General features: G+C 35.6%; 23 protein-coding genes and 2 pseudogenes. 6 read left to right on the forward strand and 19 right to left on the reverse strand.

The features are described from left to right. Window positions 1-68 precede the first annotated feature (68 nt). Window positions 69-200: a hypothetical protein gene (locus EGX95_RS30920; RefSeq protein ID WP_000204198.1), complete on the reverse strand. Its 132-nt coding sequence runs from the start codon at window positions 198-200 to the stop codon at window positions 69-71. 609 nt (window positions 201-809) lie between these two features. Here EGX95_RS30920 and EGX95_RS12495 point away from each other — a divergent pair. Further along, complete coding sequence (locus EGX95_RS12495) at window positions 810-1,241, forward strand: GNAT family N-acetyltransferase (RefSeq protein ID WP_000027224.1); 432 nt, start codon at window positions 810-812, stop codon at window positions 1,239-1,241. A 502-nt stretch (window positions 1,242-1,743) separates the two neighbouring features. Here the strand turns inward: EGX95_RS12495 and EGX95_RS12500 are convergent. Together EGX95_RS12500 and EGX95_RS12505 are read right to left on the reverse strand one after the other, a co-directional pair. Continuing rightward, window positions 1,744-2,541 carry a GNAT family N-acetyltransferase gene (locus EGX95_RS12500; protein WP_000638718.1) on the reverse strand — a complete coding sequence of 266 codons (798 nt, stop codon included), beginning with the start codon at window positions 2,539-2,541 and terminating at the stop codon, window positions 1,744-1,746. Between the two features lie 242 nt (window positions 2,542-2,783). Next, on the reverse strand, window positions 2,784-3,563 hold the full coding sequence (locus tag EGX95_RS12505) for a BC_2878 family exosporium-associated protein (RefSeq protein ID WP_000501716.1): 780 nt from the start codon (window positions 3,561-3,563) through the stop codon (window positions 2,784-2,786). Between the two features lie 237 nt (window positions 3,564-3,800). Here EGX95_RS12505 and EGX95_RS12510 point away from each other — a divergent pair, with 237 nt between their 5' ends. Next, window positions 3,801-4,121 carry a hypothetical protein gene (locus EGX95_RS12510; RefSeq protein WP_001062738.1) on the forward strand — a complete coding sequence of 107 codons (321 nt, stop codon included), beginning with the start codon at window positions 3,801-3,803 and terminating at the stop codon, window positions 4,119-4,121. Window positions 4,122-4,175: 54 nt separating this feature from the next. Here the strand turns inward: EGX95_RS12510 and EGX95_RS12515 are convergent. After that, window positions 4,176-5,084: pseudogene (locus EGX95_RS12515) on the reverse strand (MFS transporter); the annotation flags it as partial. Between the two features lie 15 nt (window positions 5,085-5,099). Further along, on the reverse strand, window positions 5,100-6,566 hold the full coding sequence (locus EGX95_RS12520) for a recombinase family protein (RefSeq protein ID WP_123805519.1): 1,467 nt from the start codon (window positions 6,564-6,566) through the stop codon (window positions 5,100-5,102). Window positions 6,567-7,171: 605 nt separating this feature from the next. On the opposite strand from EGX95_RS12520, the gene EGX95_RS12525 reads away from it, so the two are divergent. Beyond that, entirely contained in the window at window positions 7,172-8,275 is a 1,104-nt protein-coding gene (locus EGX95_RS12525; RefSeq protein WP_001009757.1) for an S-layer homology domain-containing protein, read from the forward strand. A gap of 136 nt (window positions 8,276-8,411) precedes the next feature. Here the strand turns inward: EGX95_RS12525 and EGX95_RS12530 are convergent, their stop codons facing one another. The 5 genes from EGX95_RS12530 to EGX95_RS12550 all read right to left on the reverse strand — a co-directional run bounded on the left by EGX95_RS12530 (window position 8,412) and on the right by EGX95_RS12550 (window position 11,018). Next, the gene (locus EGX95_RS12530) at window positions 8,412-9,032 is read right to left on the reverse strand and encodes a replication-relaxation family protein (RefSeq protein ID WP_123805814.1); all 621 of its coding nucleotides are present in this window, start codon (window positions 9,030-9,032) and stop codon (window positions 8,412-8,414) included. Beyond that, window positions 8,974-10,155, reverse strand: coding sequence for an FtsK/SpoIIIE domain-containing protein (locus EGX95_RS12535; protein WP_123805521.1), 1,182 nt, complete (start codon window positions 10,153-10,155; stop codon window positions 8,974-8,976). The genes EGX95_RS12530 and EGX95_RS12535 overlap by 59 nt, the downstream gene beginning before the upstream one ends. Window positions 10,156-10,270: 115 nt before the next feature. Then, complete coding sequence (locus tag EGX95_RS12540; protein WP_123805523.1) at window positions 10,271-10,453, reverse strand: hypothetical protein; 183 nt, start codon at window positions 10,451-10,453, stop codon at window positions 10,271-10,273. Next, a complete protein-coding gene (locus EGX95_RS12545) occupies window positions 10,450-10,752 on the reverse strand; it encodes a hypothetical protein (protein WP_123805525.1) in 303 nt (100 codons plus the stop codon). The genes EGX95_RS12540 and EGX95_RS12545 overlap by 4 nt, the downstream gene beginning before the upstream one ends. Then, entirely contained in the window at window positions 10,752-11,018 is a 267-nt protein-coding gene (locus tag EGX95_RS12550; protein WP_123805527.1) for a hypothetical protein, read from the reverse strand. The genes EGX95_RS12545 and EGX95_RS12550 overlap by 1 nt, the downstream gene beginning before the upstream one ends. Before the next feature lie 185 nt (window positions 11,019-11,203). Here EGX95_RS12550 and EGX95_RS12555 point away from each other — a divergent pair, with 185 nt between their 5' ends. After that, window positions 11,204-11,404, forward strand: a complete 201-nt coding sequence (locus tag EGX95_RS12555) for a helix-turn-helix transcriptional regulator (protein WP_123805529.1) — start codon at window positions 11,204-11,206, stop codon at window positions 11,402-11,404. A 645-nt stretch (window positions 11,405-12,049) separates the two neighbouring features. Here EGX95_RS12555 and EGX95_RS12560 read toward each other — a convergent pair. Then, window positions 12,050-12,172 carry a DUF3961 domain-containing protein gene (locus EGX95_RS12560; RefSeq protein WP_123805531.1) on the reverse strand — a complete coding sequence of 41 codons (123 nt, stop codon included), beginning with the start codon at window positions 12,170-12,172 and terminating at the stop codon, window positions 12,050-12,052. A 182-nt stretch (window positions 12,173-12,354) separates the two neighbouring features. Between EGX95_RS12560 and EGX95_RS12565 the strand changes: the two genes are divergently transcribed. Then, the gene (locus EGX95_RS12565) at window positions 12,355-12,594 is read left to right on the forward strand and encodes a helix-turn-helix domain-containing protein (protein ID WP_123805533.1); all 240 of its coding nucleotides are present in this window, start codon (window positions 12,355-12,357) and stop codon (window positions 12,592-12,594) included. A gap of 72 nt (window positions 12,595-12,666) precedes the next feature. Next, complete coding sequence (locus EGX95_RS12570; protein ID WP_123805534.1) at window positions 12,667-13,014, forward strand: hypothetical protein; 348 nt, start codon at window positions 12,667-12,669, stop codon at window positions 13,012-13,014. Here the strand turns inward: EGX95_RS12570 and EGX95_RS12575 are convergent. From EGX95_RS12575 to EGX95_RS12610, 8 genes and pseudogenes are all read right to left on the reverse strand, one after another. Beyond that, entirely contained in the window at window positions 13,007-14,257 is a 1,251-nt protein-coding gene (locus tag EGX95_RS12575; protein ID WP_319016941.1) for an abortive infection system toxin AbiGii family protein, read from the reverse strand. The genes EGX95_RS12570 and EGX95_RS12575 overlap by 8 nt on opposite strands. Continuing rightward, complete coding sequence (locus tag EGX95_RS12580) at window positions 14,235-15,101, reverse strand: abortive infection system antitoxin AbiGi family protein (RefSeq protein ID WP_123805538.1); 867 nt, start codon at window positions 15,099-15,101, stop codon at window positions 14,235-14,237. Before EGX95_RS12580 ends, EGX95_RS12575 begins: the two co-directional genes overlap by 23 nt. Before the next feature lie 139 nt (window positions 15,102-15,240). Then, complete coding sequence (locus tag EGX95_RS12585; RefSeq protein ID WP_123805540.1) at window positions 15,241-16,026, reverse strand: N-acetylmuramoyl-L-alanine amidase; 786 nt, start codon at window positions 16,024-16,026, stop codon at window positions 15,241-15,243. Window positions 16,027-16,042: 16 nt separating this feature from the next. Then, on the reverse strand, window positions 16,043-16,273 hold the full coding sequence (locus EGX95_RS12590) for a phage holin (protein WP_123805542.1): 231 nt from the start codon (window positions 16,271-16,273) through the stop codon (window positions 16,043-16,045). Between the two features lie 14 nt (window positions 16,274-16,287). Further along, the gene (locus EGX95_RS12595; RefSeq protein ID WP_123805544.1) at window positions 16,288-16,572 is read right to left on the reverse strand and encodes a hypothetical protein; all 285 of its coding nucleotides are present in this window, start codon (window positions 16,570-16,572) and stop codon (window positions 16,288-16,290) included. Between the two features lie 1,404 nt (window positions 16,573-17,976). Beyond that, window positions 17,977-19,578, reverse strand: a pseudogene (locus tag EGX95_RS31125) (phage tail spike protein); the annotation flags it as partial. Continuing rightward, the gene (locus EGX95_RS12605) at window positions 19,575-21,080 is read right to left on the reverse strand and encodes a distal tail protein Dit (RefSeq protein WP_123805548.1); all 1,506 of its coding nucleotides are present in this window, start codon (window positions 21,078-21,080) and stop codon (window positions 19,575-19,577) included. The gene EGX95_RS12605 and the pseudogene EGX95_RS31125, both read right to left, overlap by 4 nt. Before the next feature lie 12 nt (window positions 21,081-21,092). Further along, complete coding sequence (locus EGX95_RS12610; RefSeq protein WP_123805815.1) at window positions 21,093-24,989, reverse strand: phage tail tape measure protein; 3,897 nt, start codon at window positions 24,987-24,989, stop codon at window positions 21,093-21,095. Window positions 24,990-24,991: the final 2 nt, after the last annotated feature.

A 24,991-nucleotide genomic window follows, 5' to 3' on the forward strand; every position in this document is an offset into this window, starting at 1 on the left:
AAATATTGACTAACTATTAGCATTTTATGTATTTTTTAAAGATTTGTTTGGACAAGTAACTTAATCTTTTATTTTACTTCTACTTCTTTTTCTAATAAAAGAAAGCTACCTTCAAATAAGAAGACAGCTTTCTTTGCGACTACTCTAGAATAGATTTCATACAATATAATTGTTCCTTTCTTATAACCTGAACTCGTCACTTTAGTTATAAAAATGTGAGTATATCCTATAACCTTTTTTAGGGATCATCCATAATTTATTTCATAAAAAGTGCTTTATTTTACTGAAAGGTGGTTGCGGAAACAATCGCCTTTTTATTCGGAACAAAATAAAACTTTTATATAAAAGGCCCATAATTAAATACACTTAACTTCATATGATATATTGCATCCTTTCTTTTTAGAATGAGTAGTCGTTACTGAAGGGCACTTTTCGAAGTGCTCTTATTTTTAAATCCCTTTTCTTTTTCAGGAGGTTTTTTTGCTAAATCCTAATACGATTTTTATCACTCAGGCTGGGGATTATTATATTTCCTTACTAGTTCCAATAATATAGTAGCTACACCAATTAAAATAAGCCTATAAACTCTATACGCTTAAATAATAATGCGTTACCAAACACAAGAACTAGTTTTACACTAAATTCACAAGGTTCTTATCCTCTTTTAGTTGAAATTATCATTTCAATACCAGCAAATCTACAACTTCAACTAATAAATTTTGCAAATGTGCTATATTAAGGTTCTTTTGATATAGCATCTTATGTTTTATATAATAAAAATAGTGCTAGCATTCCGAAGGAGGATGTCTATGAGTATCCAAATGGCTACATCTAATGATTTAGAATGGATTAATAATCAATACGACTCAATAGGATTTGTACGAAGTGATTTAAAAAGAGATAAAGTTGCAATTATTACATACAACAATGAATATGCAGGTGTTGGACGATTAGTCCAAATAGATGAAGATACTTTAGAAATGGGTGGAATTTATATTCTTCCTCAATTTAGAGGGCTACAATTAGCTGGGGATCTTGTTTCATTTTTAGTAGAAACTGCGAAGAAATTACAAGTTCCAAATGTATATTGTCTTCCTTTTGAGGAATTAGAAAACTTTTATAAGAAATATGGCTATACTGAGGTCGATACTACGAAAGAAGTTGTTCATCCAATTATTCTAGAAAAATATAATTGGTGTTTGGATCATTATGAAAAGCATGTTTTATTATTTAAGTTGTAAAAGTACCTAAAGTGAGTATATATAAATATTAATTATACTTTTCCGCATAGATAATAACCCTAATTTATTTGGTCAACATCAGCTTCTACAAGATATACTATTACTTCTTACGCTGTCTTTTTTCTTAACCTTACTTTTGTATAAATGATTAGTTTGTTTAAAATTACCTTAAATCGTATTCAAATAAACTAATCGAAAGGCCAATTCCTATATAATACAATTAAGTAATTAAAAGGAGCGTTATTTATGATAGATGTAATAAGACTCGTTATCTTTACTGTAGTTGCAATTGGTGCCATTATTAACATATACATAGAATTTAAAAAACCTAAAAAAAGTATATTCTCAATCGTTTTTTTATCAGTACTCTTAATTGGATCCTCAGGGTTAATTAAAAATATTTTATCTCAACTTTTATAGAAGATTGATTAAAAATCAACCTCCCGTCAATAATGTAAATAACATGATTGTATCTCTCCATTCCCCCTTTGGAGAGGAGCAGTTAGCTTTGGCTAACTGCTCTTTTATTTGAACTATTATCCACAAAATAAGTATCATACGCCTTATCAAAAACATATCCTAGTTTTTCAGCTAGTTTTGCAGATGTAGTATTCGCTGCATCCCAGTTTGGATATATCCCTTTTTCTAAACAGTCCAAGATTAGTGCTGCACTAACTATAGTCGCCAATCCTTTTCTTCTATAATTGTGATCAGTCGCAACTTCAATTTCAATGCCATTATCATAAATGCTATATGATGATGCACCGCATACAACTTCTCCTTTATACAAAATACAATACCCTATACCTCGGTTTATATAATCTTCTACTGATTGAAATTGACTTGTAAAATCTTTAGAGACTTTATGTAATGTAGGGTTATTTACGATATTTTCATCTATTCTTCTTAACTCGTATCCTTTTGGAAGCGCTGATATAAGAGATTGTAATTTTGAACGATCAAAAACTTCTGCATTACATTTAAATTTATAGCGTAAAAACTTATCTATTTTTCTTTCGTAAAATGTTTCTAAACGCTTTTTCCATTCTACACTATTTACGATGACTAACATTCTATCAGGAATGTTTCGAAGCAATTCTTCTGTTTCTTTCACCTTTGAATCCCCAGCGTAAAATGTAAAGATCCCTACCGTAATTTGCGCTACTGTCGGATTTTCAAGATCATTTACCCAAGCGGTACCCATATGTCCTTGTAAATAAGAAAGTAAAACAACGTTATTGAAATCTTCGAACATAGTAACTAATTTTTCTCTTGTATGTATATTCGCTTCATATATCATTTACATTCCTGCTTTCTTTAGAATTAATGTACTTCTACTCTTTTCTACATATAAGCAAACGTCTACTACATTCCATATAATTATAAATTATTCATAAATATAAAATTATTATAACATCTAAAAATAAGTAAATGACTATCCTGTAAAAAGGTTTACAGATAATATACTTAATAATAATTCGCAATCTATATTATTATGTAAAACCCTTAACATTAGTTTAAGGGTTCATTTAAAAATATATGTTATAACTCCTTCTTATAAACAAATGATTCTGTTCCTCCGTTTTTATATACTTTAGTCACTTTAACAACTGATGTGTACGTATTATCGTCATTCGATATTATCTTTTTCATCTCTTCTATTTCAGCATTACCAGTTCCACTCTCTATCCTCAAACAATTCGAAATGTTGAGGTATCCACTCGATGCGAAAAGAATAATAAACGTAAGATCAGGGAAATTAATGAACAGTATTCCAAACTTTAAAGGATTCGTAGCCGTATCAGATAATACTAGTCGGAAACTTAATAATTCAGGCACTTGAACAAAATCTTTAGAAACAATTGCTTCACCTATTATAGTAATTTGTTTTACTACATTTCCCATCTCATCTATAAACCCAGTACAACTAGGCGCATCAATTGTTTTTGCTTGAAGTGATAAATTCAATTCTGAATTGTGAAAGTCAAAAAAGAGTGTGCTTCCCTCTGTTAAACATTGCGGACAAACGTTTCCAAGTAGACTGAAATCCTCTTCAATAAATTTGACTTTCGTTTTACAACTACAAACTTTTCCTATTCGAATTGCATCAATCTTAGAGCAATCTACAAAAATAACCTCATCGCCCTCTTGTACGAAGGATACGACACCATTCTTCTTATTAAATGAAAGAAAATAAGATACAACAATTTCATTTCCGGCAATTACAATACTCTCAACTTTTGTAAAAGGCTCTAGACTTCGCAAAAATTCACAAATACTATTTTGGCAACATCGATCATTTCGTTTCGGCTCACAACCCACTTACACTCCATCCCTTCTCTATATGTTTTATCTCATACACATAATATGAGGGGGATATGAGATAAGCTTGGACAATATAACTTTAACGTAGGAATATATTTGCCTACTTATCGCATTAAAAATGAGTACTAACACATAAATTTCCCTATAAATACATATAACAATTTCATCTTTCATGAAAAAAACGTTATAATGAAGTGTAGCCTCTACGATTACGTTATAAAGGAGATTAAAACAATGGCTAAAATTAAAGTATACCAAGCAAAAGAAGAAAATATGGAAGCAGTAAAAAACATCATTGATGTTGAAGAACAAAATCCAACTACTGAAAACTTACAAAATCTATACGCATGTGTATTAGATACTGAAGATATGGCATTGCCTGAATCATACATTGAAGAAGATATCTTAATTGATTCTATTGAAGTTATGGTTAACGCTTCCCAAAGCAAAATAAGAGACTTAGGTGCTTACGATGTAATCGAAGTTCAAAACAAAGGTAAGAAAACACAAATTTTATTATTAGCAGACGAAGAATACGAAATCATCGAAGGCTAATCTAAATCCGTACATACGAAAAAGCTCCTTTCCAATTGGAAGGGAGCTTTTTCATTACGCTTTTGATGTTTCGCTCTTTTTATTCTTTTGTTGTTTTTTAATTACCATGCGCTCATTTCCCATAAAGAAAATAAATATGAATGCTAAACCAGCTGGTACCAATGCCCACATAAATGTTTGGACAATTGAGCTAGAAAGAGCATCAATAATTTTATCTAATATTTGCGGTGGAATTTGAGATCTTGCCGATTCTGATAAAATAGCTCTTGAATCTCCTAAAGCGTTTGTATTCATTCCCCCGTTCATACCTTTAAATGCTTCTTCTAATTGATCTTGGAAACCTGTTCTTTGGATCATTCCGAAGATTGTAATACCAAGCGTCATGCCTAATGAACGAATGAAGTTACTCGTTGAAGTCGCAGACCCTCGCTGTTCCATACCAAAGTTGTGGATAGCCGCCATACTTAGTACAGAGAATGAGAAACCAACTCCAAATCCAATAATAATCATATACACTGTTAATAATACACGACTTGTTTCTGGCGTTAATGTGCTTAATAAAAATAGTCCAATTAGCATAATAACAGCAGAAATAATCATAATGTTTCGGTAGCTAAGCTTCGTCGTTAAAAACCCACCTAATTGCGCTGTTACAACTGATCCTAACATCATCGGTAATAGTAATAACCCTGAGTTTGTTGCGGTACCTCCGTATACACCTTGAATGAATAACGGAATGTATACAGTTGCTGACATAAACGCAGCACCATAACATAAAGCAATAATGGTACTCATTCCGAATAAGCGCTGCTTAAACATCTCAAATGATATGATTGGCTCTTCTACTTTTCGTTCAATAAAAATAAATGCAATAATTAAAATAGCGAATCCACCAAATAAACTTAAAATAAAGCTAGAATCCCAGTCATACTTTTGTCCACCAAGTTCTAATCCGATTAACAAGTATGACAAACTATATTATTCTTCAAACCTATAATAAATATCTAGCCCACCGTTTTGCGTTATATCTATTCTTTTAATTAATGTATTAAAGCATTCATAAAGATTTTCAGAGTTCTTTAATAAATCAAACGCTTTTTTAGTTGCATTATCTTCTTTTATTTGTTCCTCTAAACTATTTAACTTTAATAACTCCATATTTTTTTCTCGAATGATTTTATCTATTTTTTTATCTCGTTGTGTAAATACTTCTTTCGAAATGTTCTGCCCATCTAAATATAGATCTAACAATTTTTCTTTTTTTCTTTCCCACTCTTTAATTTCTTTATTTACTTTACTTATCTTTTGTTTGTTTTTATTTTTATGTCCACCACTAATCTGTTCATCTAAATCTTGCTCTTTTTCCTTTAATTTCTCAACTATTAGTTCCCTCACTTGGTTGTAGTACAACGGAACATGTTTAACACATTCCCTCCCTCCAGTTCTTCTATACTTACTACACCTCATATATACGTATTTTATTACACCGTCTCTTTGCGTTTTCTTCACCGCTTCAGCTTTCATTGGCTGCCCACAATGAGCACAGTATACTAATCCACGTAATTCATTATCTACAGATACACGCCTTTTCGTGCGATTTTTCTCTTTCTTTTCAAAGCTATGTATCTTGTCCCACAGATCACGCTCAATAATAGCTGGATGATGATTTTTATAGACTACCCATTTTTCTTTAGGGTTTACAGTTTGTTTTCTACGACCATCAACTTTTACTTTCGTATACTTCTGTGCTATATAGTCACCTACATAAAATGGGTTGTTAATTATATGTCTAATATGATAATCACGCCACAACTTACCGTCAATAAAGCGTAAACCTTTATCATTCATATAAAGAGCTACTTTTAGATAACCCAATCCCTGATTGTATAAATCAAATAACTCTTTAACATTTTCACTTTCTTCATCATCTATCACATATTTTTGATCCACAACTCTATAACCATATGGTACACGTCCACCATTGTATTCACCACGTCTTACTTTAGCATTCATCGCTGCCGAAATTGATACAGACATCGTTTTGGGATACTGTGCGGCAAACATCGCATACATTTCAAATTTCATATCATTGTTACCTTCATAGTAACTATCGTAACCCTCCTCAATTGTTACTAAACGCACCCCGTGCCCTAATAAAATTGATTTAATTTCTAAAGCATCCCTTAAATCTCTAGCAAGTCTATGAATAGATTTAAAAATAACAGTATCTAATTCTCTCTTTCGCGCCTTCGCTAAAATTAATTGAATAGCTTGTCTCTTAAACCATTCGGTTCCAGATACAGCTTCGTCTTTATAAACAGCGTCTTCATCCCACTCGAATCCGTTTTTTTCAATCCAATATCTACAAATATCAATCTGATTCTGGATGGATGCCACCTGTTCATCTTTATCAGTGGATACACGTACATATACAGCGTATTTCAATCCAAATCCTCCTCCTGCATTCGCCATAATTATGACATTATTATATAACTCCTGGAGTCATATGGCAATCTATTACCAAAACAAAAAGACGACTTTCAACAGTCGTCAAAATAAAAATATATAAAACTCAAAAATTTAGGAGAGGGTAAACAATACACAACAACATCTAATAAAAAACAAAAAGAAAAAGAACCCCCTCTATAAAAAATATAGCTTATATATAATATAAATTATATAACTTATAAATATATATTATATATAGAGTATATTATTAGTAGTAATATATAAGTATTATTACTATAGGGTTTTAAGGTTTTAATTCTGTATGTTTTGCAGTTTATTTAGAAGCATCAATAAGTCCTGTTAATACCTCCCATGCATACTCATCTAAGTCTGCTTGCAAACTCGTATGTTTTTCTAACGTTCTAATTCTATGCCCTGAACTTTCTCTTAGATAGGTTAAAACATCCCCAAAATAAAATAACATCCTTAAAACGATTTCCCTTAATTAATCTATAATTTAACATCATTATATGTTAATATTTATTATATGGTGTGCCGTGTTTTTTATGAACACACTATTTTAAGGATAAGGGGATTTAATTATGAACTTTAAACAACTAATCTTAGCAGGGACAGTTATCGCATCTACAACACTTACCCCTCTAACAAATGTACAAGCAGAAAGAATAAGAGCATTTACAGATGTTCCTCCAGATCATTGGTCATATACGGCGATTCAGGTTCTAAAATCTAGGGACATTATTTCGGGCTATGGAAATGGAATATTTGGTTTTGGTGATAATATTACACGTGGTCAAGTTGCTAGAATGATATATGCTTACTTAAAACCAGCATATGATTCTAATACTCCTAACCCTTTTACAGATGTCAAAGGACATATGTTTGAAAAAGAAATTTTAAGTCTTAGTAAAGCAGGTATTATGAACGGTTTTGGCGATGGAAAATTTGGCCCAGATAATGTTTTAACACGTGAACAATTAGCTGTTGTATTAACAAAGGCTTTTAACTTCAAAGCGACATCTACTACCACTTTCAAGGATGTAGATAAAAATTATTGGGCAACAAATGCTATAAGCGCATTACAAGAAAATAAAATTGCTGCTGGCACGGGTGATAATCTATTTGAACCTAAAAATATTGTAACTCGTGAGCAGTATGCACAATTTTTATACAATGCTATCGTAAAAACAATTGATCCCGAAGCTGAAAAAAGAATTGCTGATATATCAAAGGCATTAACTATGGATGGTAATGATTATACATATTGGACGGGTAGTTCAATTGTGCTGAAAAAGTCTATATCTAATGAAGCACAAAGACTTATTACTGAAGTAAATAAAAAATACAATGAGAATTTCAAATACATGTCGATAGATCCTACAGTTGATATATACACTCCTAATCTTGAAAGAAACTATGAAATAGGTGCACAATTTACTGTAGATGGTGATGATGAAAATAACTTTGATGTTGGAATTGTAGTCAATAAATCAACAGTTGAATTAGCAAAAAAATGGATTGTTATGATCAATCCTCAATTAAATTTAGATAAAGAAATTGATAATATCATAAATAATAAAACAACAACTAAGCAGACTTTCACTAAAGGAAATTATAAAATAACTATGTCTCTTTTTGAGCAAGTGAAATCAAGTTATTGCTTATATATTGATATACAGGACTAAGTAAGATTATAAAATAAAAGGAGAAGAGTGAAACCTCACTCTTCTTCTACTTCATGTAGAGGTCACCATACATGCCTATCGACTTAAGAATAAATGCGTGATTTCTTCATTCTTCATAGTAATTACCTCCTGATTTTTAAACTCCTAGAACCACATAAACTTTTGCATATATGTCATGCTTAGCTGCAAGTTGCTCCAGCTTTTTTTGTCTGTATTCTGTCACCGTAAAGAAATGAATGAGCGGTACTTTTCCATTATATTTATTTTTGTAGTATAACGAAAACTCCCTGTAACGACTCATCTTTTCAGCGTTTACATTCATCATTTGTGTACGATCTATCTCTACAGCATTTAATGTACCTTCCTCATCCCTGAACTTTACATCAGGAATAATTGTCTTCTTTTTATCATTTACTTTATAACGTATAGGTGCTTCTATCTGCCAGTCGTCGGGACAAAACAGATAGAGCCATGCCTCATTACGCATAAGGCTGTGGGCTAATCGACTATTTGGTACAATTTTTTCTGTATCGTCGAACAGTTCACGGCCCTTTTTATTTAAGTAATACACGTACTCTTTTTGGTACACTGTGTTATTTACGTAAGGACTGAGGTCCTTCAAAATACGATTTGCGTTACGTATACCACCCATATCGTGCACCGCCATTAAATGTCTACGTGTTGCGAATTTCAGCTTTCTAATCGAGGTCAGAATCGTCATCTGACGGTTGATTTTGATATGTGTCTGGATGTTCATCATTCTTCACCTCGTATTGTTTTAGATGTGCCCACATCGTTTCGTTACTTATATATGGTACCTGGATCTCAGTCAATCTATCGGTCTTAAAAAGTGCACGCCCTGGAATACTTTCAATGGATTCTAACCCATGTTCATCGATAACGACGCTAGAAGCTGTTTGAGTAGGTAACCTAAACCCTAACTTTGCGTCACTATTTTGTTTTACTTGACGTGGTAATGTGTCACTTGTAGGATATTGCGTGCAAAATATAAGTCTAAAACCAAGTGCTCCACCTATACGTGCAATATGCGAAAGCATATGTTGACAAGCTCCTAATGTTTTTTGATCCTCTTTTTCCATGCTTTTATCTGGACACAGTTCCGCTCCTTCATCGACAATGATAAAAAACCGCTCTTTTATATCTGTTTCCACTACATTTGTGTAGTGTTTTTCTTTCATGTAAATCATCTTCTCAAGCATCTTTTCACGCACTTTTTCAAGAATGTTAAACGCTTCTGTTGGAGTTTCTGCTACTTGATCAACCTGTTTTAATTTACTGTACGGGCCAAATTCTAACCCACCTTTTAAATCAATAATGTATAAATGAATACGTTCTGGCTGCGCTAAAGTAAGTGTAGTGACCACATTCTTTAGAAATACAGTTTTACCCATTCGAGTGAGGCCGCCTAAAGTCATATGCGGCGTTTTTTCAAAGTCATGATAAATCAATTTTTCAAGACTTTGCCCCATCGGTACACGCCATCTACCTTTTTCCACCAATTCTCCAGTCCATCCCCACTTCTCCGGTATGTCTTTATGAAAAACACGAATCATCAATTTGTAATTATCGTATTTGATACGTACAGGTTTATTAAGTCCTTCGCTAACAACATCCTCAACTTTCTGTATTAATTTCGATGGCATTCCTAACGGTAGTTTATATACATAAGTCGTACTACGATCATCTTCTTTTCGTTCAAGAAAAACTGGATAATGTAATTTTTCATCCTTCCTAATCGCAATCCCACTTACTTCAAAGAACACTTGTATCTTCTTTCTATCATCCTCTTTACCTTTTAATCTATCGTTTACCAAAGCGTATCCCAGCGAAACTGCAGGTATTAATAACAATTCAAGTATAGGGGTTCACTCCTTTTATATCCTTATAGGATATAGTTGCTCTTTACTGGAAGATTTACATACAAGTTATTTTTCTTATATAGCAAATTGTCCTGTAATTCTAGGTACCCTTCCTTCAAAGAAACACCATTAGCACATAACGTAGAAGATACAGAACCGAGCCGGTAAGAGTTGTATACATCGTCATACGTGGAAGCCAATGTGGAACACTCATCCCCATTTTCTCAGCTGCCTTCATCGCCACTACAGACAATCCTGTCGCCGTCCAAATTACTACAGCCTCTCCCGCAAGTGTCATAGCGAATCCCTCTTTCTTTTTAGTTGTAATCCCTTAGCTTTGAGTATTGGTTGGTATTGATCAATAACTTCCTCCCACTCAAGGATCTCTTCCTCTTCCCCGTATAAATCCTCTATGATTTCATTAGATAAGCTGTAATAACCACGATATTCTTTATTGTCAAACACCTCATGCCTTTCCATATGCTTCATGATTGAAGTCGTTTCACCTTTCCCTCTAGATTCCTTATACATGCTTCTCAGCTCTTTTGATGGATACAAGTATGGCGTATCATTTAGGTAATCATATTGCCACCTCATTATTCATCCCTCCACTGTTTACAATCATCTAAATACGCATCAATCCTTTTCTGAATCCCTATCTCGTTATACGGTCCATAAGGCTCCTCTTCCCCCAATAAATCCACAATATCGATATAGTTTGGATGTTGTAACATATTGTGTTTTACAATGTGATCGTACACACAACGTACTTCATTTTTGTCATCCGCTTCTGTGTACATGTTGTAAAGTGTTTGGGATGGATACAGCTGCATACGAGGTAAATACTTATATCCAGGTCTCATCGTTCCTCACCTTTCCCCTCTTGATGTCCTTAGTTCCACTTGGTATTCCTCGTGGTCTTGATATAGGTATATGACCTGGAGAATTATTTTTGCACGTCCACACCAATTTTTTTCTTTCTAGCTTGTACTTTTTATAAAGGAGTTTATTTCTGTATATAGAAAGTAAATTCTTGAGGTGAGCGTATATGAAGTTTAAATGTAGACTCAAAGTAATCTTTGCAGAGCTTGATATTAAACAGAGTGACTTTGCAAAGCGTATCGGAGTTGATGACTCTACCCTTAGTGCAATTGTTCGTAATCGCACTAAACCTCGATTCGATACAGCCTATTTAATCTGTAAAGAACTCGGTAAACCAATCGAGGAGATCTGGACCATCGAGGACTAATTCCTCCCCCTCCAGCCTTAATAAGTTTTTTATCTTTATTTTGCTTTTTATACTTGACTTTGGCTGTCGGCAAACAATCATGGGATGAGGGTACAGGACAACGGCTAGGGCAGAGAATGACTACCTTACAACGCTTCAAAAAAATAAAAGCGTCGTAAAGTAGACGTTCTGTCAATCATGGTCTATCGAGTTAAGGAATCCGTATAGTAACACCTTGTTTAAACGCTGTAATTTCTTACACAGCTGACTTTTTACAGATAAAGCTTGTCCTATCTGCAGAAAGAATCAGGAAAGGAAATGCACTACTGGCGTATCCTTCATTACTCGTAACCTATAATTCTTTCATTATCAGCTGCTACCCGTGCCGTAACACGCCAAGCAACCGCCGTACCGTTAATGGCCGTACTTGCCTAGACTCCTAACAACGTAAACAAGGAAACGCTATACGTTAGGACGCTTAACTTTCTGACGTTGGCTTAGCTAACCTGTTCAAGTTTAACGAGTGTTAGGTCATTCCTCGTGTGGACCCCCTTCCTTAGTTATCTAAAAAAGACAATAGGAAACTAGACCTCGTGTATATCTATTTTTTCGAATAAGGATAAACACGAGGCTGGAGGTTGTCCGATATTTAGTTAAAGAAAGAGCTTATAGCACTTGAGCTATAAGCATATTGATAAGTAAAAGAACAGAAGCTACAGTATAAAAACCATAAAACCAAATACAGCCTGATCTTGTTTCTAAACCGAAGTACTCGCTTATTTTTTGCATCTATACCGCTCCACCCTTCTCGTTTTATATACAAGTATGACTCTAGAAGTAAAACTTTATTAGTACCAATATATAACTCTAGGAGTCATACGTCAATAGTCTTTCGAAAAAAGTTTTACTTTGATATGTAAATTGTGTAAAATGTTAAGTAATAAACGATCGGAATGAACGGAGGTATTACCATGAGTTCTATGGTATTCACTTTAGGAGAAACGATGGAGGAAATCGGGATTACGAAAAACAAATTATCCGTGGAATCCAAAGTACGTCCAGCCACTATTAGTAATCTAGTGAATGGTGAGGTTGGTCTTGTACGTTTTGATACATTAAAGTCAATCCTAGACGCTTTAAATGAATTAGCTTCAGAAAAAGGTATTGATAAAACGTACAAGATAGAAGATGTTGTACAGTACATAAAATAAATGTACTGTTTTTGTTTGTTGTAATATTTCTTAATACTCTGACATGCTTTTCAATAGTAAAGGAGGAGAAATATGGAGACAAAAACAACAACCGATGGCAATACGTACATCATTGAGATTGAGCAAAAAAAGAGTTCCACAAAAGAAAAATTTGGCCGTAAAGCTTCATTAATTTCCGGAATTTTTGGCATCCTACTTTCTGTTATCTTAGGTATCACAATAGTTGGTTTATTTTTTGCGATTCCACTATTTCTTTTTTCGTTAGGCTTTATATATGCAGCGTTTGAAAAACAAGAAATCCAGTGTCCTAACTGTAGTCATAAACAAAGAATTACAAAAGGAAATGGTTATTTTGATTGTGGAAGTTGCAAGAAACGTACTTTAGTAGAGTGGAAGAATAAAAACAAGCCTTCTAATTAGAAGGCTTGTTTTTATCAAGATCTTTAGCTTTTGATAATACTTTTAATGCATTTTCTGGCGGTGTAAACAAACCATCTAATTCTTGTCTATTTGTAAAATGCTGTGCAGCTTGCTCGATATTTTCCCCATAAGCAGGTTCTATTTTAAACTTGTATTTATTTTTCTCCACTGCTTCAATATCCGTAACTTTACAATTAAGAAGTGCAACAGCACTAAATATAGTTAATGTTGCTCCATATAGCTTCACACTTTCTTCTTGCGCATATTGGAATGCCATACCATCTTTTTCTATATACTCACTCGTATTTAAAGGTTCACTTGTCGTAGTTGTAAAATCCTCAACATTTACAGGGATTTTATAAGGCGCACCTTCAATCAGTGATCTATACAATTTCTCGATGTAAAACATACCTTTTTCATCAATTTCTTCATGCGGATTAAATTTTACATTTAACTTTTCACTTATAGCTAATACTTTTTCCCAATAATGTAAAGCACCGTTAACTGACCTCTCCTCATTGTCGTTCATAAAAGGTGTTTGAATCGTACCAGCTAATTGGACCTTCCCATTTATAAATCCGATATATAATTTTAATGTTTCTATAATTTCTTCAATATTTTTCGCTTTTGACAGAATTGTGTTCACATTAAATGTTAAAGATCCTGTTTCTTCATTAACTATAAAAGTAATCTCAAGCGATCCATTATCTACAGTTTTAAATAAACTTTTTTTCATGTCTGCTAAAGGCTGTCTCTGTACATGAAAAACTTTGAATATCCCTCCCTCCTCATAAGCTACTTCTAATGGCTTCGGTTCAGGGAACGGCTCTGGTACTAATTCAAATTTTGTTTTGCCGTCTAAATATCTTTTTGGTCTAAACGGATCCTTAACCAGTTCAGCAATAGGTTTTCGCTCCCCATTTATTACCACACTCACCCCATCAGTTTCTACAATTTGTTGCGTACGGTATAAGAATTCTTGTAATTCTTCTGGAGAACTAAGCTGCAGGCCATCGGGTAACTTTACTTTAATATTTGAAAGTGTAAATTTTACATCACTCCCCTCTTCTGCAACTACTTTGACGTGCCTTTCATCTATTGGAACATATTTTAAACCTCCACCTAATTCTTCACTCAATACCTCTAAAACCTCCTGAGGTATGTTAGGAATTGTATTTTCATCCCTCTTAAATGCCTGTCTAAAATTAGAAAACATATTATCACCAATCCTTATTAATATCATCCCAAACAATTATCTTTGAAACTAGCAACATTTTTTCATAATCACTAATCTCTAATTCAGTTGTTATAAAACGAATTAACTGCTCTCTATAGTTTTCGTTTTTAACTATTAAATGCTTAATATCTTCGTACTTATACTCCAACCAAAATTCTCGTTTACGTCCTAAAGCGGTTGAATAGTCTAAGTATGCTTTTGGAGACATATGATCTTTAGGTAATACCAACGGTAAATTTCCTCGACCATTCAGTTCTGGAATATACCGCCATTCACGTTCATCATGAAAATTACGTGTAGCATAATCATCTTCTGTATTAGATATTCTCATCATGCCTTCCAGAGGTTTAATATAAAGTAACTTGGTTAAAAGAAAATTTTGGTGTTCTATCAACAACTCGTTGTCTTCGTCACCGCTTCTCAACGTTTTTGTAAACAATTCAGCAAAATCTTTATGTAATGGCGAATGAACATTTATATATTGAATAGGTTGAACACCAGCATTTATCCCCCATTCCTTTTTTAACCCTATACCAAATTCCCCATATTTTGTCATATGAGGTGTAAGCCGCTTTAAATGTATATCACAAAAGCAAGTCATAGGAAAACAAATCTTTTTTTCATCTCCTAAACCAAATACTTCTATACTCTCCTCATTGTATCTTGGGAAAAATGCCTTATTTTTCAAATTTCCAGTTAACCACTCAAATTTCTTTGTAAAATTAAACAAAGTATTTGCACTCTGTTTAGAATATAGGTCTTTTTCCTCATCTTGATCCTTTATTTTTTCAGGAGGATCAATTTCCAAGGTTTTGTTTTCGATATCTATTGTTTTTGTCTGCCCATCCATTGACGTATTCTGCCCCCATCATAAAAAATTTATATAGGAAAAATCATATCATAAATAATACAAAAAATAAAAAAGCGGGATCCCATTATATAGGATCCCGCTTTTAGTTTACTTTCACATAAACTTACTGTGATATACATTATTCTTTTGTATAAAAATATTTAAGTCCTTTTGCATCTAACCATGCTGTTGCTCGATCCAATTCATTCCCTTGGCGATATGCTGTTTCAAATCTAACTAATCCTTGTTTATCTCCATATGAGATAATACGAGATTCATACCCAAGAGCATCCATCATTCCTAACATTTCTACTACTAACGCTGTACCAAATTCATACGTAACAACTTTACTAAATTTATTCACGATAATCTCCACTCCTCCATCATTTGGGTTTGCTTGAATTGATTTGCCAACAATAACCTCAGCTACCGCTTTAGCTGCCTTATCAAAGTTAGCGCGGTATTTTTGCATATCTGTTTCATTATCGATAAAGCAAATTTCAGGGAGTAATCCAGTCTTAGTTTTATTAATCCATCCTAAATCTGTTGTTAATTTAATACCTCGGTCTCTCAATCCAAATGCATCAGCCATTGCTTTTGAAATCTTTGCCGCCAATTCTCTATTTCCGTATGAAGGATGTAACCACACTTCACAACCTGTACCGCCTGGAGTGGCATTTAAATGAAACTGTAAATCTACATCACTATCCGCTACACGTAAATGGTTATTTGCTGCATTACTCCAAACTGCGGTTTGTGTTGTACCAACTTCATCAGAACAATTCACATACTTCCATCCAGCTGCTTGTACATATTTAGCAACTGCGTCAAGAAACCTTCTATCCTCCACATGTTCTTTCCCATAAACGCTATTTGCACCTTGTACGATACTATTATGACCACCTGATCCTGCGAAACAACCCATTGCTCAACATCTCCTTTTAGTGTAAGTTATTTTTTTCTAATACATCTTTTTGCCGCAACCCTTTGTTACTTAAATAATTGTTTTTCCAGGCCATATACAGTGCATAACCACCAGTAATGACAGCTACGATGTTATTTGCTAATTCATTGCTGATAGTCTGGTAACCGACTAAGTTCAAAACACTATTAATCACAGCAATAACCAAGATGATATAACGTGTAATTGACGCGTTATCTAAATTTTTCATATAACCACCCCCTTTCATTTAAGAAAATTTAAAATGTTAAATAATAAAAGGACTGCCAATGACAGTCCTGAAATCCACATCGATATATTTGCTTTTTTGTTGCTTTCAAGCTTTTCTTGCGCTTGTTTCAAATCATGAATTTCCCGATCACGAAACTTAAACATTTCGTCTATTTCGGTACGTTGCATATAATTTTTTTGATTATAGTCTAACTTTTCTTCTATTCGCTTAACTGCAGCATTCATTGTTTGAAGATGCACTTCTAATTTCGCAATACGTTCGTACTCTTTTTGCTCCACCGCCACCACCCCTTTTTAAGGAAAAAATAAAAAAGACCAGTATTTACTGCTCTATCCTTTGTTATTCATTAAATTTTCTACTACTGTTTTTACTTCATCTATTCGCTGATTTATTTTTTCGTTTTCAACTCTGTATTCTTCTTTTAATTTTTGAATCTCTTGCTCATGCTTTTGTCTTAATTCTTGTATTTCATCATCGTGTTTCTGCTCAAGTTCTTGTACTGATGCTGTAAGAATAGAGAGCGTTGAATATAATTTAATACCATCTTTTTCAGGCGTAGTAAAAACATCGTCAGTCTCTTCTGCAACAAAACCGTATTGTATGTCAATGTCTTTTGTCGTATACGGTTCTATTCTATATTCAGGCTTGTTCATTCGCATTTGGTACAATTCGTACATATCACGTTTTAAAAAGTACTGTTTTACTTTTAATTCCCTTATTTTATCTAAAGCAGAAAACGGTAAATCATGTACAGCTGTTTTTAACTTTATTGTAGATCTATTGATATGCTGCATTGCATACGAATCTTTTTCAGCCCATAAATTTGTATCACTTCTTATCCCACCATGTGCTGTTACTTCAGCAACTTCAATTCCGCGAAACTCATTTCCCGTTGAATTTTTTACTTGTAACAATTTATCGTAACCAGGAAAGGTAGAGGAACGAATTATATGATTACCGCCTAATAGCAAATCATAATTTACGCCATTCACTTGAATAAATTCTGCTACGGTTTTACCTAAATGCTTAAGAGAAACACCATATCCACCGTCCACAACGAGTGTACCGTTCGAATTAAGCCACATACCAGTTTGAGCTGTAATCCCCACGTTTCCTCGCGCAGTTAAACGCATACTGCTTTCTAATCCATTATTATCTATATACCTGTAATAAACACCGTTTCCATCCTTGTAAATGGTTCCTACATTTCGTCCAGTTCCATCACCTTGACCTAGGATTATATATGGATTTAAACTTTTGCTCTTATGTTCATCCTCGAATCCAATAGTGATTTTTGGGATCTCTTGATTAACAAATCTAAGCACCTGGTTCGCCATATGGATATATTCTTTTTCATTACTCGTTTTAATCGTCATACCTTGTAGTAATCCTGCCTTTAACCAAGACGCCTCGATTTTACCGACCAAATCAATTAGTTCTGCTTCGATTTTTATTTTTTCAGCCGTTTGGTTAATAACAGAAATGATGTTTCCTTTTTTAACTTCGGCTAAAATACCCTCATCAAGTATTTGTAACTTTGCTTCCAATTGTTTAATGTATGATACCTTTGCAAACGTTCCGTCCATCTCTTCTTTAAGGTATATTTCATCTCGTTTTGCGCTAAGTTCAATGCCCCGCTCGTTCGCTAAAATTTTCCGTTCTAAATCTGTAACCTTTAAGTTATAGTCTTTTACTGCAACCCTATCAGCAATCTCATTTAATAAATCTTCTTTTTGCTTTGTTACGTTATTTTTAAGCTCCGGTATTTGGAAAGTAGATACATAATCTTCTACTTGTTTACTCGTAACCCGTCCTTCTAGCGCTTTCTCTGTTTTTTCCCATACAGTTTTCACTTGTGCAGCCACATCAGGGACAACAACGTCCCACACTTCTCCGGTCCATCGTTTTAACACTCCAGGTTTTCCGTTACTAATGTCTTGCCACATTGTTCGCCCTGCTATTAATCCCGTTGTCGGGGGATTCTCACTTTCAAGAATAGCTGTTTGATAATTTTTTAAGTTTTCTTCTACTTTTTCCGCGAGTGTTTTTACAGTCTCTGATTCTTCCTTTATTTGCTCAATCTTTTTTTCATTTTCTTTAATAGACTCGTTTACTTGTTTCTCAAGCTGCTCAAGTAAATCTTTACCTACTTTACTTCCTAAAGAACTAATGAGCCTGTTATACATTTTACGTAATTCTTCACTTTGATCCACGATTTCGTAGTAGTCACCAAAGACGTATTTATCCTGCTCAGGATCTTTAAATGACTCGTCACCAGCAATTGCACGAGCCTCAAGATAAAGCCTTGGTTTAAACGATGTATCTTTAATACGAATCGTGTCACCCTCATTAATTAACTCGTGATTTAATCCAAAAACTCGTCCAATTGCTGCAGCATCTACCTCATAAGATACTGACGCATTTACACGTTTTTTCATTTCCGTTTTCGTTAATGTTAATAATCTTTTAGGTGACATATTCTGGTCTTCTGTCTCAGGTGTGTAGAATCCATACTTATGCTTAGAATCTTTACTCCATCGCTGAAATGCGTCGTTATCTACAAGGTAAAGTAAATTATTGTTTACACTTTCAATTGTAATTAACTTGTCTTCCTCACCTTTAACAAAAGGTATTAAAGCTGTACATATATTTTGCGAGTTTTCTTTTCGGACAATCCCTTTTAGATCCTTCCCGACTGTTACTTCTTTTCCTGTCTCTCTGCCTCGTTTTTTGACCATATCTACGTATCGACCCACAATACGTGAACCAAGCATTTCTACACGGTACTCAATTTCTAAATCAAATAACGCTGCCGTATCTTTTAGTAACTTCAAAGGGTCAATAAACTCGTCAATTGTCATCGTATGGAAGCCTGCATACTCGATGTTACCTATTTCCCATTCGGTTCCTGCTAAAGCTAAAGAAGCAAACTCGTATGCCGTTTTAGACTCCATTCTTTGCGGCTTGATATATCCAGCCTTTGCTAGCAAAATCCATTCAGCTGATGCATATACAGTTAGGGAATTTTTTTCTGTATCCTTCGCAATTTCAGTGATAACGTAGGGTACAATACGGCCATCTCTCACTTGCTTCAATACCAAATTTTGCTGCATTAACGATATGACATGTTTTGTGCCGTCAAATACGGTAAAATCTAACGTATCCACGTTATTTTTGATTTCCCAATGTCTTTTATCATCCCAGTAATCATCCGGTCTAATAGCAGTCACGATTCGTTCTGTGTTGAAATCGACAACATGTAAAATACCATTAAGCTTACTCATCTAAACATCTCCCTAAATGATACTGCAGCTTTTCCTACTTCAGGTGGCATAATATCAATTCGGTTATTTCCTCGTATTATCATGGGAAAATCACTAAAAACATCCTTCAAGTGGATAACGTCTTTCCCGTTCACTGTAACGTGGGCACTTTCTGTATCAATCACCACTTTATCCCCAGGATCAAAAATGTATGGCCGTGCATTTGATCCCACACTGTTTACCTTCCAAATCTTTAAATCATCTATTTGCAGAATATCAACTGGTGGATTGTCTCCTAGCTTACATATCGCAATCATTACTTGTGCGACTTTTCGATTCGTCATCGGATTTCCAGTTTCATCGATCCATTTCACTGGAAGTGATGCGTCATCAATTTCAGTACCATCTTTGAAGCGTGCCACGTAAACAGACCATTCTTTACCCCGTCTTGCAATACGCAACCTACCGTAAAATTGATTAAATGTATTAGGATGTGTCCCATTTGTATCTACTAATTTCCGTATACTATTCGGTGTTCCGGCATTTCCAAGACGCATATACGCTTTTGTTATTTCGGCATCCCAATATAGGTCATTCATGTTGATTCTCGCAACAATATTACTTGCGTCATCCAAAAGTAACACCTCGACACGCCCCATTTCTCCGATACTTTTAGACTTCAGACGCACCCATGCTTCCATTTCAAAATCTTGTAAGGGGCCACCTGGAATATTCTTCTTCGCAATAGCACCATGAAAATCAGATCCCTGCCCATAGTCTTCACAATAAAGTGCATAGCCATCTCGTGACTTAAAACTACCTGTCCCTTTCATTTCTTCAACTTGTCCTGTAACAGGAGTCCATCCTATAGGTGAAGTCATTTCATCCCATAATACACGTTCCCGCTCCTGTACAGGTGTTTCCTGTACGGCTAACGGGTATCCTAAACGGAAATAGTTACGGTCTAAAGGATAGTCACCGAACCACACATCTAAAAAGGTTGATTGTTTTTTTACATTAATTTCAATTAATGCTGGCGATTCAACACTACCGTTATTAACAAAACGTGAGGTGATTTCTGTAGACCATTCCTGCTTAAAATCATACGTTTTTAAATCTCCTACTTTATATGGAAATAAACATACAAGTGTAATAGTACCTTGATGAATATTTGATTTTTCTAGATTTTCCTCTACATTCTCTTTTACACCGTAATACGTATATTCAGGCTCATCCGTGAATTTTATTTCTACAGGGTTATCCGTATATAATAACTTGTTAAGTTCATCTATACGTTTTCTAATATCTAAAAGAGAGACCCCCTTGAGAGAGAAGTCAATCTCAATCACTCTCTTGGGGGTCCTTTTTCCTAAATAGTATGATCCAGCGCGTCGAGGTACAGATAATTCGTAAATTTCGTCACTTAGAATACCACGACCTCTTATGTCATTTACCATAAAGAAACCTTTTTCATATTTATTTTCAAAGTAATTTTCTACGTGTATTCCATTAAAAATTAACAAGTCCACCCCTCCTTAAAACGCACTTTTTCGTTTTTTAATCGCCTCTTGCTCATTTGATACATCTTCTACAAATCTATTAAATTCTTGCTTTCCTAACTGTATATTGATATAAGCCGGTTGCTTCTCTTTATAAGGAGAATTTGAAGTAATTCTTGCTTCATTGTTTACCACACTTGCTTGTGGTCTAGCTGTTTGGTATGCACCAAGTCCTCTTGGCATGCCATACACAGTCTCTACTTGCATAGCCTCTGGTTTCATCCACTCAGTCATTTGTTCTGTGGTTCTTTGTACTGCACCCTTCATTGCATCAATACCATTAATCCAACCTTTCATCATATTGACACCAATGAAATCCCGGAACCAGCGACTCGGTGAGTGAATCGACAACAGACCAGAAATTTTATCTTTGATCCCATTTCCAATGTCCGTAATTTTATTCCAAATCGCTCCAGCCATTGAGCTTATGCCATTTAAAAGCCCTTGCATCATATTTCGTCCTATGCTTCCTAAATCAATTCCACTTAAGAATGACTTCACATTGTTGAAAATTTGAGTCACTGTGTTATATATCGAATTTAGGATGTTAGATGTTGCCGACTTCGCTGCATTCCACATTGAAGAAATAATACTACCCGCTGCGGACATCGTTGATGAAATGACCGAACCTATACCGGAAAAAATTGAACTTACTAGAGAACCTATCGCCGATAGAACACTAGAGAAAACCGATTTTACTAGATTCAGTCCACCAGTCACGACCGCAGAAATTAAGCTTATTGCTCCCTGGATAATATTTCCGATTAGTGACATCGCACTCGATGTAATGCCCTTCACCGCGCTCCACGCTCCACTCCAATCTCCTTTTAAAACCGAAGTGAAAAGCTTTATTATGTTGGTGATTATCCCAATCGCTGAGGTTATGATGCCCATAATTGCCGGAAAAACCGCTTGGACTATCGACAAAATAAATTGAATCGCCGGGATGACTACTCCTTGGATAATCGTTGCTAATCCGGTAAGAATCGCAGTTGCTACGGGAATCGCCGCCTGAATTATCGAAACTATTACCGGGAAAACCGCCTGGACAATTTGTAAAATTAAAGGAATAACCGTAGTCGCTATGACAGAGATTACCTGTCCTAATAATTGAATTATCGGAATCGCAATGGAAATCGCCGTGGCAATAATCCCAGCTATTACCGGGAAGACCGCTTGTACTGCCTGAAGAATCACCGGAATTACTGTTGTCGCTATGACTGACAGAACCTCACCAAATCCTTGAATCAGCATTCCCGCTATGCTAAACGCCGCCTGAATCACCTGCAAAATAATAGGGAAAGCCGTTTGAAAAGCTTGGGTAAACATTGGTAGATACGTAGATGCTAGCTCAGTAAAAATTTGAGCGACTTGCTGTATAGCCTCTGTTATCATTGGCATAATTTCTATTGTCGAATCAGCAAACATCCGAATTAATTCAGTAATCATAGGCATTACTTCTTGTACTACTTGACCGAAAAGTTTAAAAAAGTCAGCGGCTAACGGCACCACCGATTGAATTGTTTCTCCAAACAAACGGAATAAGTCAAGTGCTATCGGTACTACAGCTTGCACTACTTCACTAAACAAGCTAGCTATCGTAGCACCTAGTTCACCAAATGCAGCACCTAACTCAGAAAGAGCTGGTCCAAGTGTAGCAAAGCTTTCCGCTATTACTTGTCCCGTTTTTGCAAATTCAGGAGCAAGTGGTGCAAATGCTTGTGTAATTCCTTGAGCTATTGATTGAACAAGCGGTAAAATCGCAGACATCACAGAACTAAAAATAGATTGTATAGACTGCCATGCTGACATAAATGCAGATTTCACTTGATCATTTGTATTTATTAATTTGAATATAGTAGCACCTAAAGAAGCTACAATAGCAATTACCCATCCTACGGGGCCTGAAACACCTAAAAATGTTAAACCTAAACGTACAATTAACGGCGTTAAAGTGGCTATCGTATTCCCTATTGAGGAAAATGACATTTTTATAAAGTTAATTACTGGAGAAAGCGCGGATCCAATTCCGGCAAAGGCTGAACTAAGTCCGGAAATTGCCGATCCAAATGCACCACTTATCCCCTGACCAAATTCACTAAATTTCGATTTTATTACAGCTAGCGAAACTGCTACAGCAGTTGCAAATCCGGAAAACACTTGGCCTGTTTTAATTAGTCCTACCTCTAGCGCTGCACCAATTGCTGCACCCATCGCCGAAAATTTTGCTGGCACTGTTCCAAGGTAAGTCCCTAAAGAATCTAGTGCCGACTTCATTGACTCGATAGCTGATACTGTCCCACTTTTTATTGATTCCCAAGCACTATTCACAGCATTTCGGAAAGTTTCGTTATGCTTGTAAAGTTGAACCAGCGCTACCCCAACTAAAGCTAGAACCGCGATAACCGCGCCAACCGGTCCCAACATTAACGCGAATCCTGCTCTTAATGCTGTGAAAGCCGACCTTAGCATTACCGCTGCCTTTGATGTTCCCGACATCCAGAGCATAAGTTGGCCAAAGGTGATAATTGCACCACCAATCGCGTTGATAATAATCCCTGCTACCGTTGCTATAATTAAAAAAGCCGCCGTAAATGCTGCTACGGAGGCGATTGCTGTTTGCACTGGAGCTGGTAACTTTGTAAATGCGTTTGCCAGTTTTTCTACAACACCCGCTACAACCATTAATGCCGGAGCTAATGCGTCGGTAAATGCACGTGCCGCAACATCTAAAGATGCTTCCATCTTTGTTAATGCTCCAGCCCAACCTTCGAGCATTGAATCTGCAGCTTTTTTAGAGGCTCCATCTGAATTCACTAATGACTGTGTTAACGCATCAATTTTTTCAGGGCCTGCTGCTACAAGTGCCATCATACCTGATACAGCTTCTGTACCAAATATCGTTGCTAACGCTGCACCTTTTTGTGCACTTGTCATACCTTCCATTCCTGTTTTCAGCTCACCAATAATTTGAGAGAGGGGCTTCATATTCCCTTGTTGATCCGTAATAGATACGCCGAGTCGTTTTAACTCGTTTGCCGCTGCTTTTGGTGGTTTAACTAAACGTAGCATCGATGCACGAAGTGCTGTACCCGCAGTTTCACCTTTAATACCCGCGTTAGACATAATACCTACAGATGCGGCAAGTTCTTCCATTGAAATCCCTAACTGTGCTGCAGGTCCTGCTGCATATTTAAATGCGTATTGCATATCTCCTACACCAGCAGCGGTTGCATTTGCGGCGGTTGCTAATACGTCAGCAACATGTGTACTTTGACTTGCTTCCATACCAAAAGAATTTAAAGCTGACGTAATCGTATCCGCAACCATTCCCAGGTCTTCACCTGACGCTGCAGCCGCACTCAACACACCAGGTAAAGCTTTAGTTGCTTGAGCCGAATCGAAACCTTTTGCTCCCATTTCTGCAAAAGCTGCTGCTACCTGACCTGTTGAATACACAGAGTCTTTTGCCATATCAAGAATCGCTTTCTTTACTTGACCATAATCACCTTGCGTTAATACAGCTGCTTTACGAGTTTGTGATTCAAATTCACGTGACTTCTGAATCATACTCCCTAAAGCAAAAGCCGACGCTGCAGCCGCAGGACCAAATGCATTTTGCATCGTTTGTCCTGTTTGCTGCACACGTCGGCCCATTTCAATTGCTTGGTTACCTACTTCTTGAAATCTAGCCCGCCATCCTGAGTAATCAGGCGGCGGTGGTGCTGGTGGCGCTGGCGGTAATGGTGGAGGCGCTGGCGGTTGTGGCGCTGGTGGGATAGGAGGTGGTCTACTAATCTGCTGAAAAAATTTGTTCCAAGCTTGTGTAGCTTGTCCAAGGTTACTTATCAAATTAGATACATCTGCAATCACCT

Origin of the sequence: Bacillus sp. FDAARGOS_527 (assembly GCF_003812125.1) — a bacterium.
Taxonomy (GTDB): Bacteria; Bacillota; Bacilli; order Bacillales; family Bacillaceae_G; genus Bacillus_A; species Bacillus_A paranthracis.

Bases quoted from the DNA above. Each gene is read 5' to 3' on its own strand.
- EGX95_RS12565 (WP_123805533.1), top strand. From the start codon at position 12,355: ATGAGTTCTATGGTATTCACTTTAGGAGAAACGATGGAGGAAATCGGG.
- EGX95_RS12500 (WP_000638718.1), bottom strand. From the start codon at position 2,541: ATGATATATGAAGCGAATATACATACAAGAGAAAAATTAGTTACTATG.
- EGX95_RS12590 (WP_123805542.1), bottom strand. From the start codon at position 16,273: ATGAAAAATTTAGATAACGCGTCAATTACACGTTATATCATCTTGGTT.
- EGX95_RS12495 (WP_000027224.1), top strand. From the start codon at position 810: ATGAGTATCCAAATGGCTACATCTAATGATTTAGAATGGATTAATAAT.
- EGX95_RS12580 (WP_123805538.1), bottom strand. From the start codon at position 15,101: ATGGATGGGCAGACAAAAACAATAGATATCGAAAACAAAACCTTGGAA.
- EGX95_RS12560 (WP_123805531.1), bottom strand. From the start codon at position 12,172: ATGCAAAAAATAAGCGAGTACTTCGGTTTAGAAACAAGATCAGGCTGT.
- EGX95_RS12570 (WP_123805534.1), top strand. From the start codon at position 12,667: ATGGAGACAAAAACAACAACCGATGGCAATACGTACATCATTGAGATT.
- EGX95_RS12575 (WP_319016941.1), bottom strand. From the start codon at position 14,257: ATGATATTAATAAGGATTGGTGATAATATGTTTTCTAATTTTAGACAG.
- EGX95_RS12550 (WP_123805527.1), bottom strand. From the start codon at position 11,018: ATGAGACCTGGATATAAGTATTTACCTCGTATGCAGCTGTATCCATCC.
- EGX95_RS12525 (WP_001009757.1), top strand. From the start codon at position 7,172: ATGAACTTTAAACAACTAATCTTAGCAGGGACAGTTATCGCATCTACA.
- EGX95_RS12555 (WP_123805529.1), top strand. From the start codon at position 11,204: ATGAAGTTTAAATGTAGACTCAAAGTAATCTTTGCAGAGCTTGATATT.
- EGX95_RS12540 (WP_123805523.1), bottom strand. From the start codon at position 10,453: ATGACACTTGCGGGAGAGGCTGTAGTAATTTGGACGGCGACAGGATTG.
- EGX95_RS12530 (WP_123805814.1), bottom strand. From the start codon at position 9,032: ATGAACATCCAGACACATATCAAAATCAACCGTCAGATGACGATTCTG.
- EGX95_RS12545 (WP_123805525.1), bottom strand. From the start codon at position 10,752: ATGAGGTGGCAATATGATTACCTAAATGATACGCCATACTTGTATCCA.
- EGX95_RS12510 (WP_001062738.1), top strand. From the start codon at position 3,801: ATGGCTAAAATTAAAGTATACCAAGCAAAAGAAGAAAATATGGAAGCA.
- EGX95_RS12585 (WP_123805540.1), bottom strand. From the start codon at position 16,026: ATGGGTTGTTTCGCAGGATCAGGTGGTCATAATAGTATCGTACAAGGT.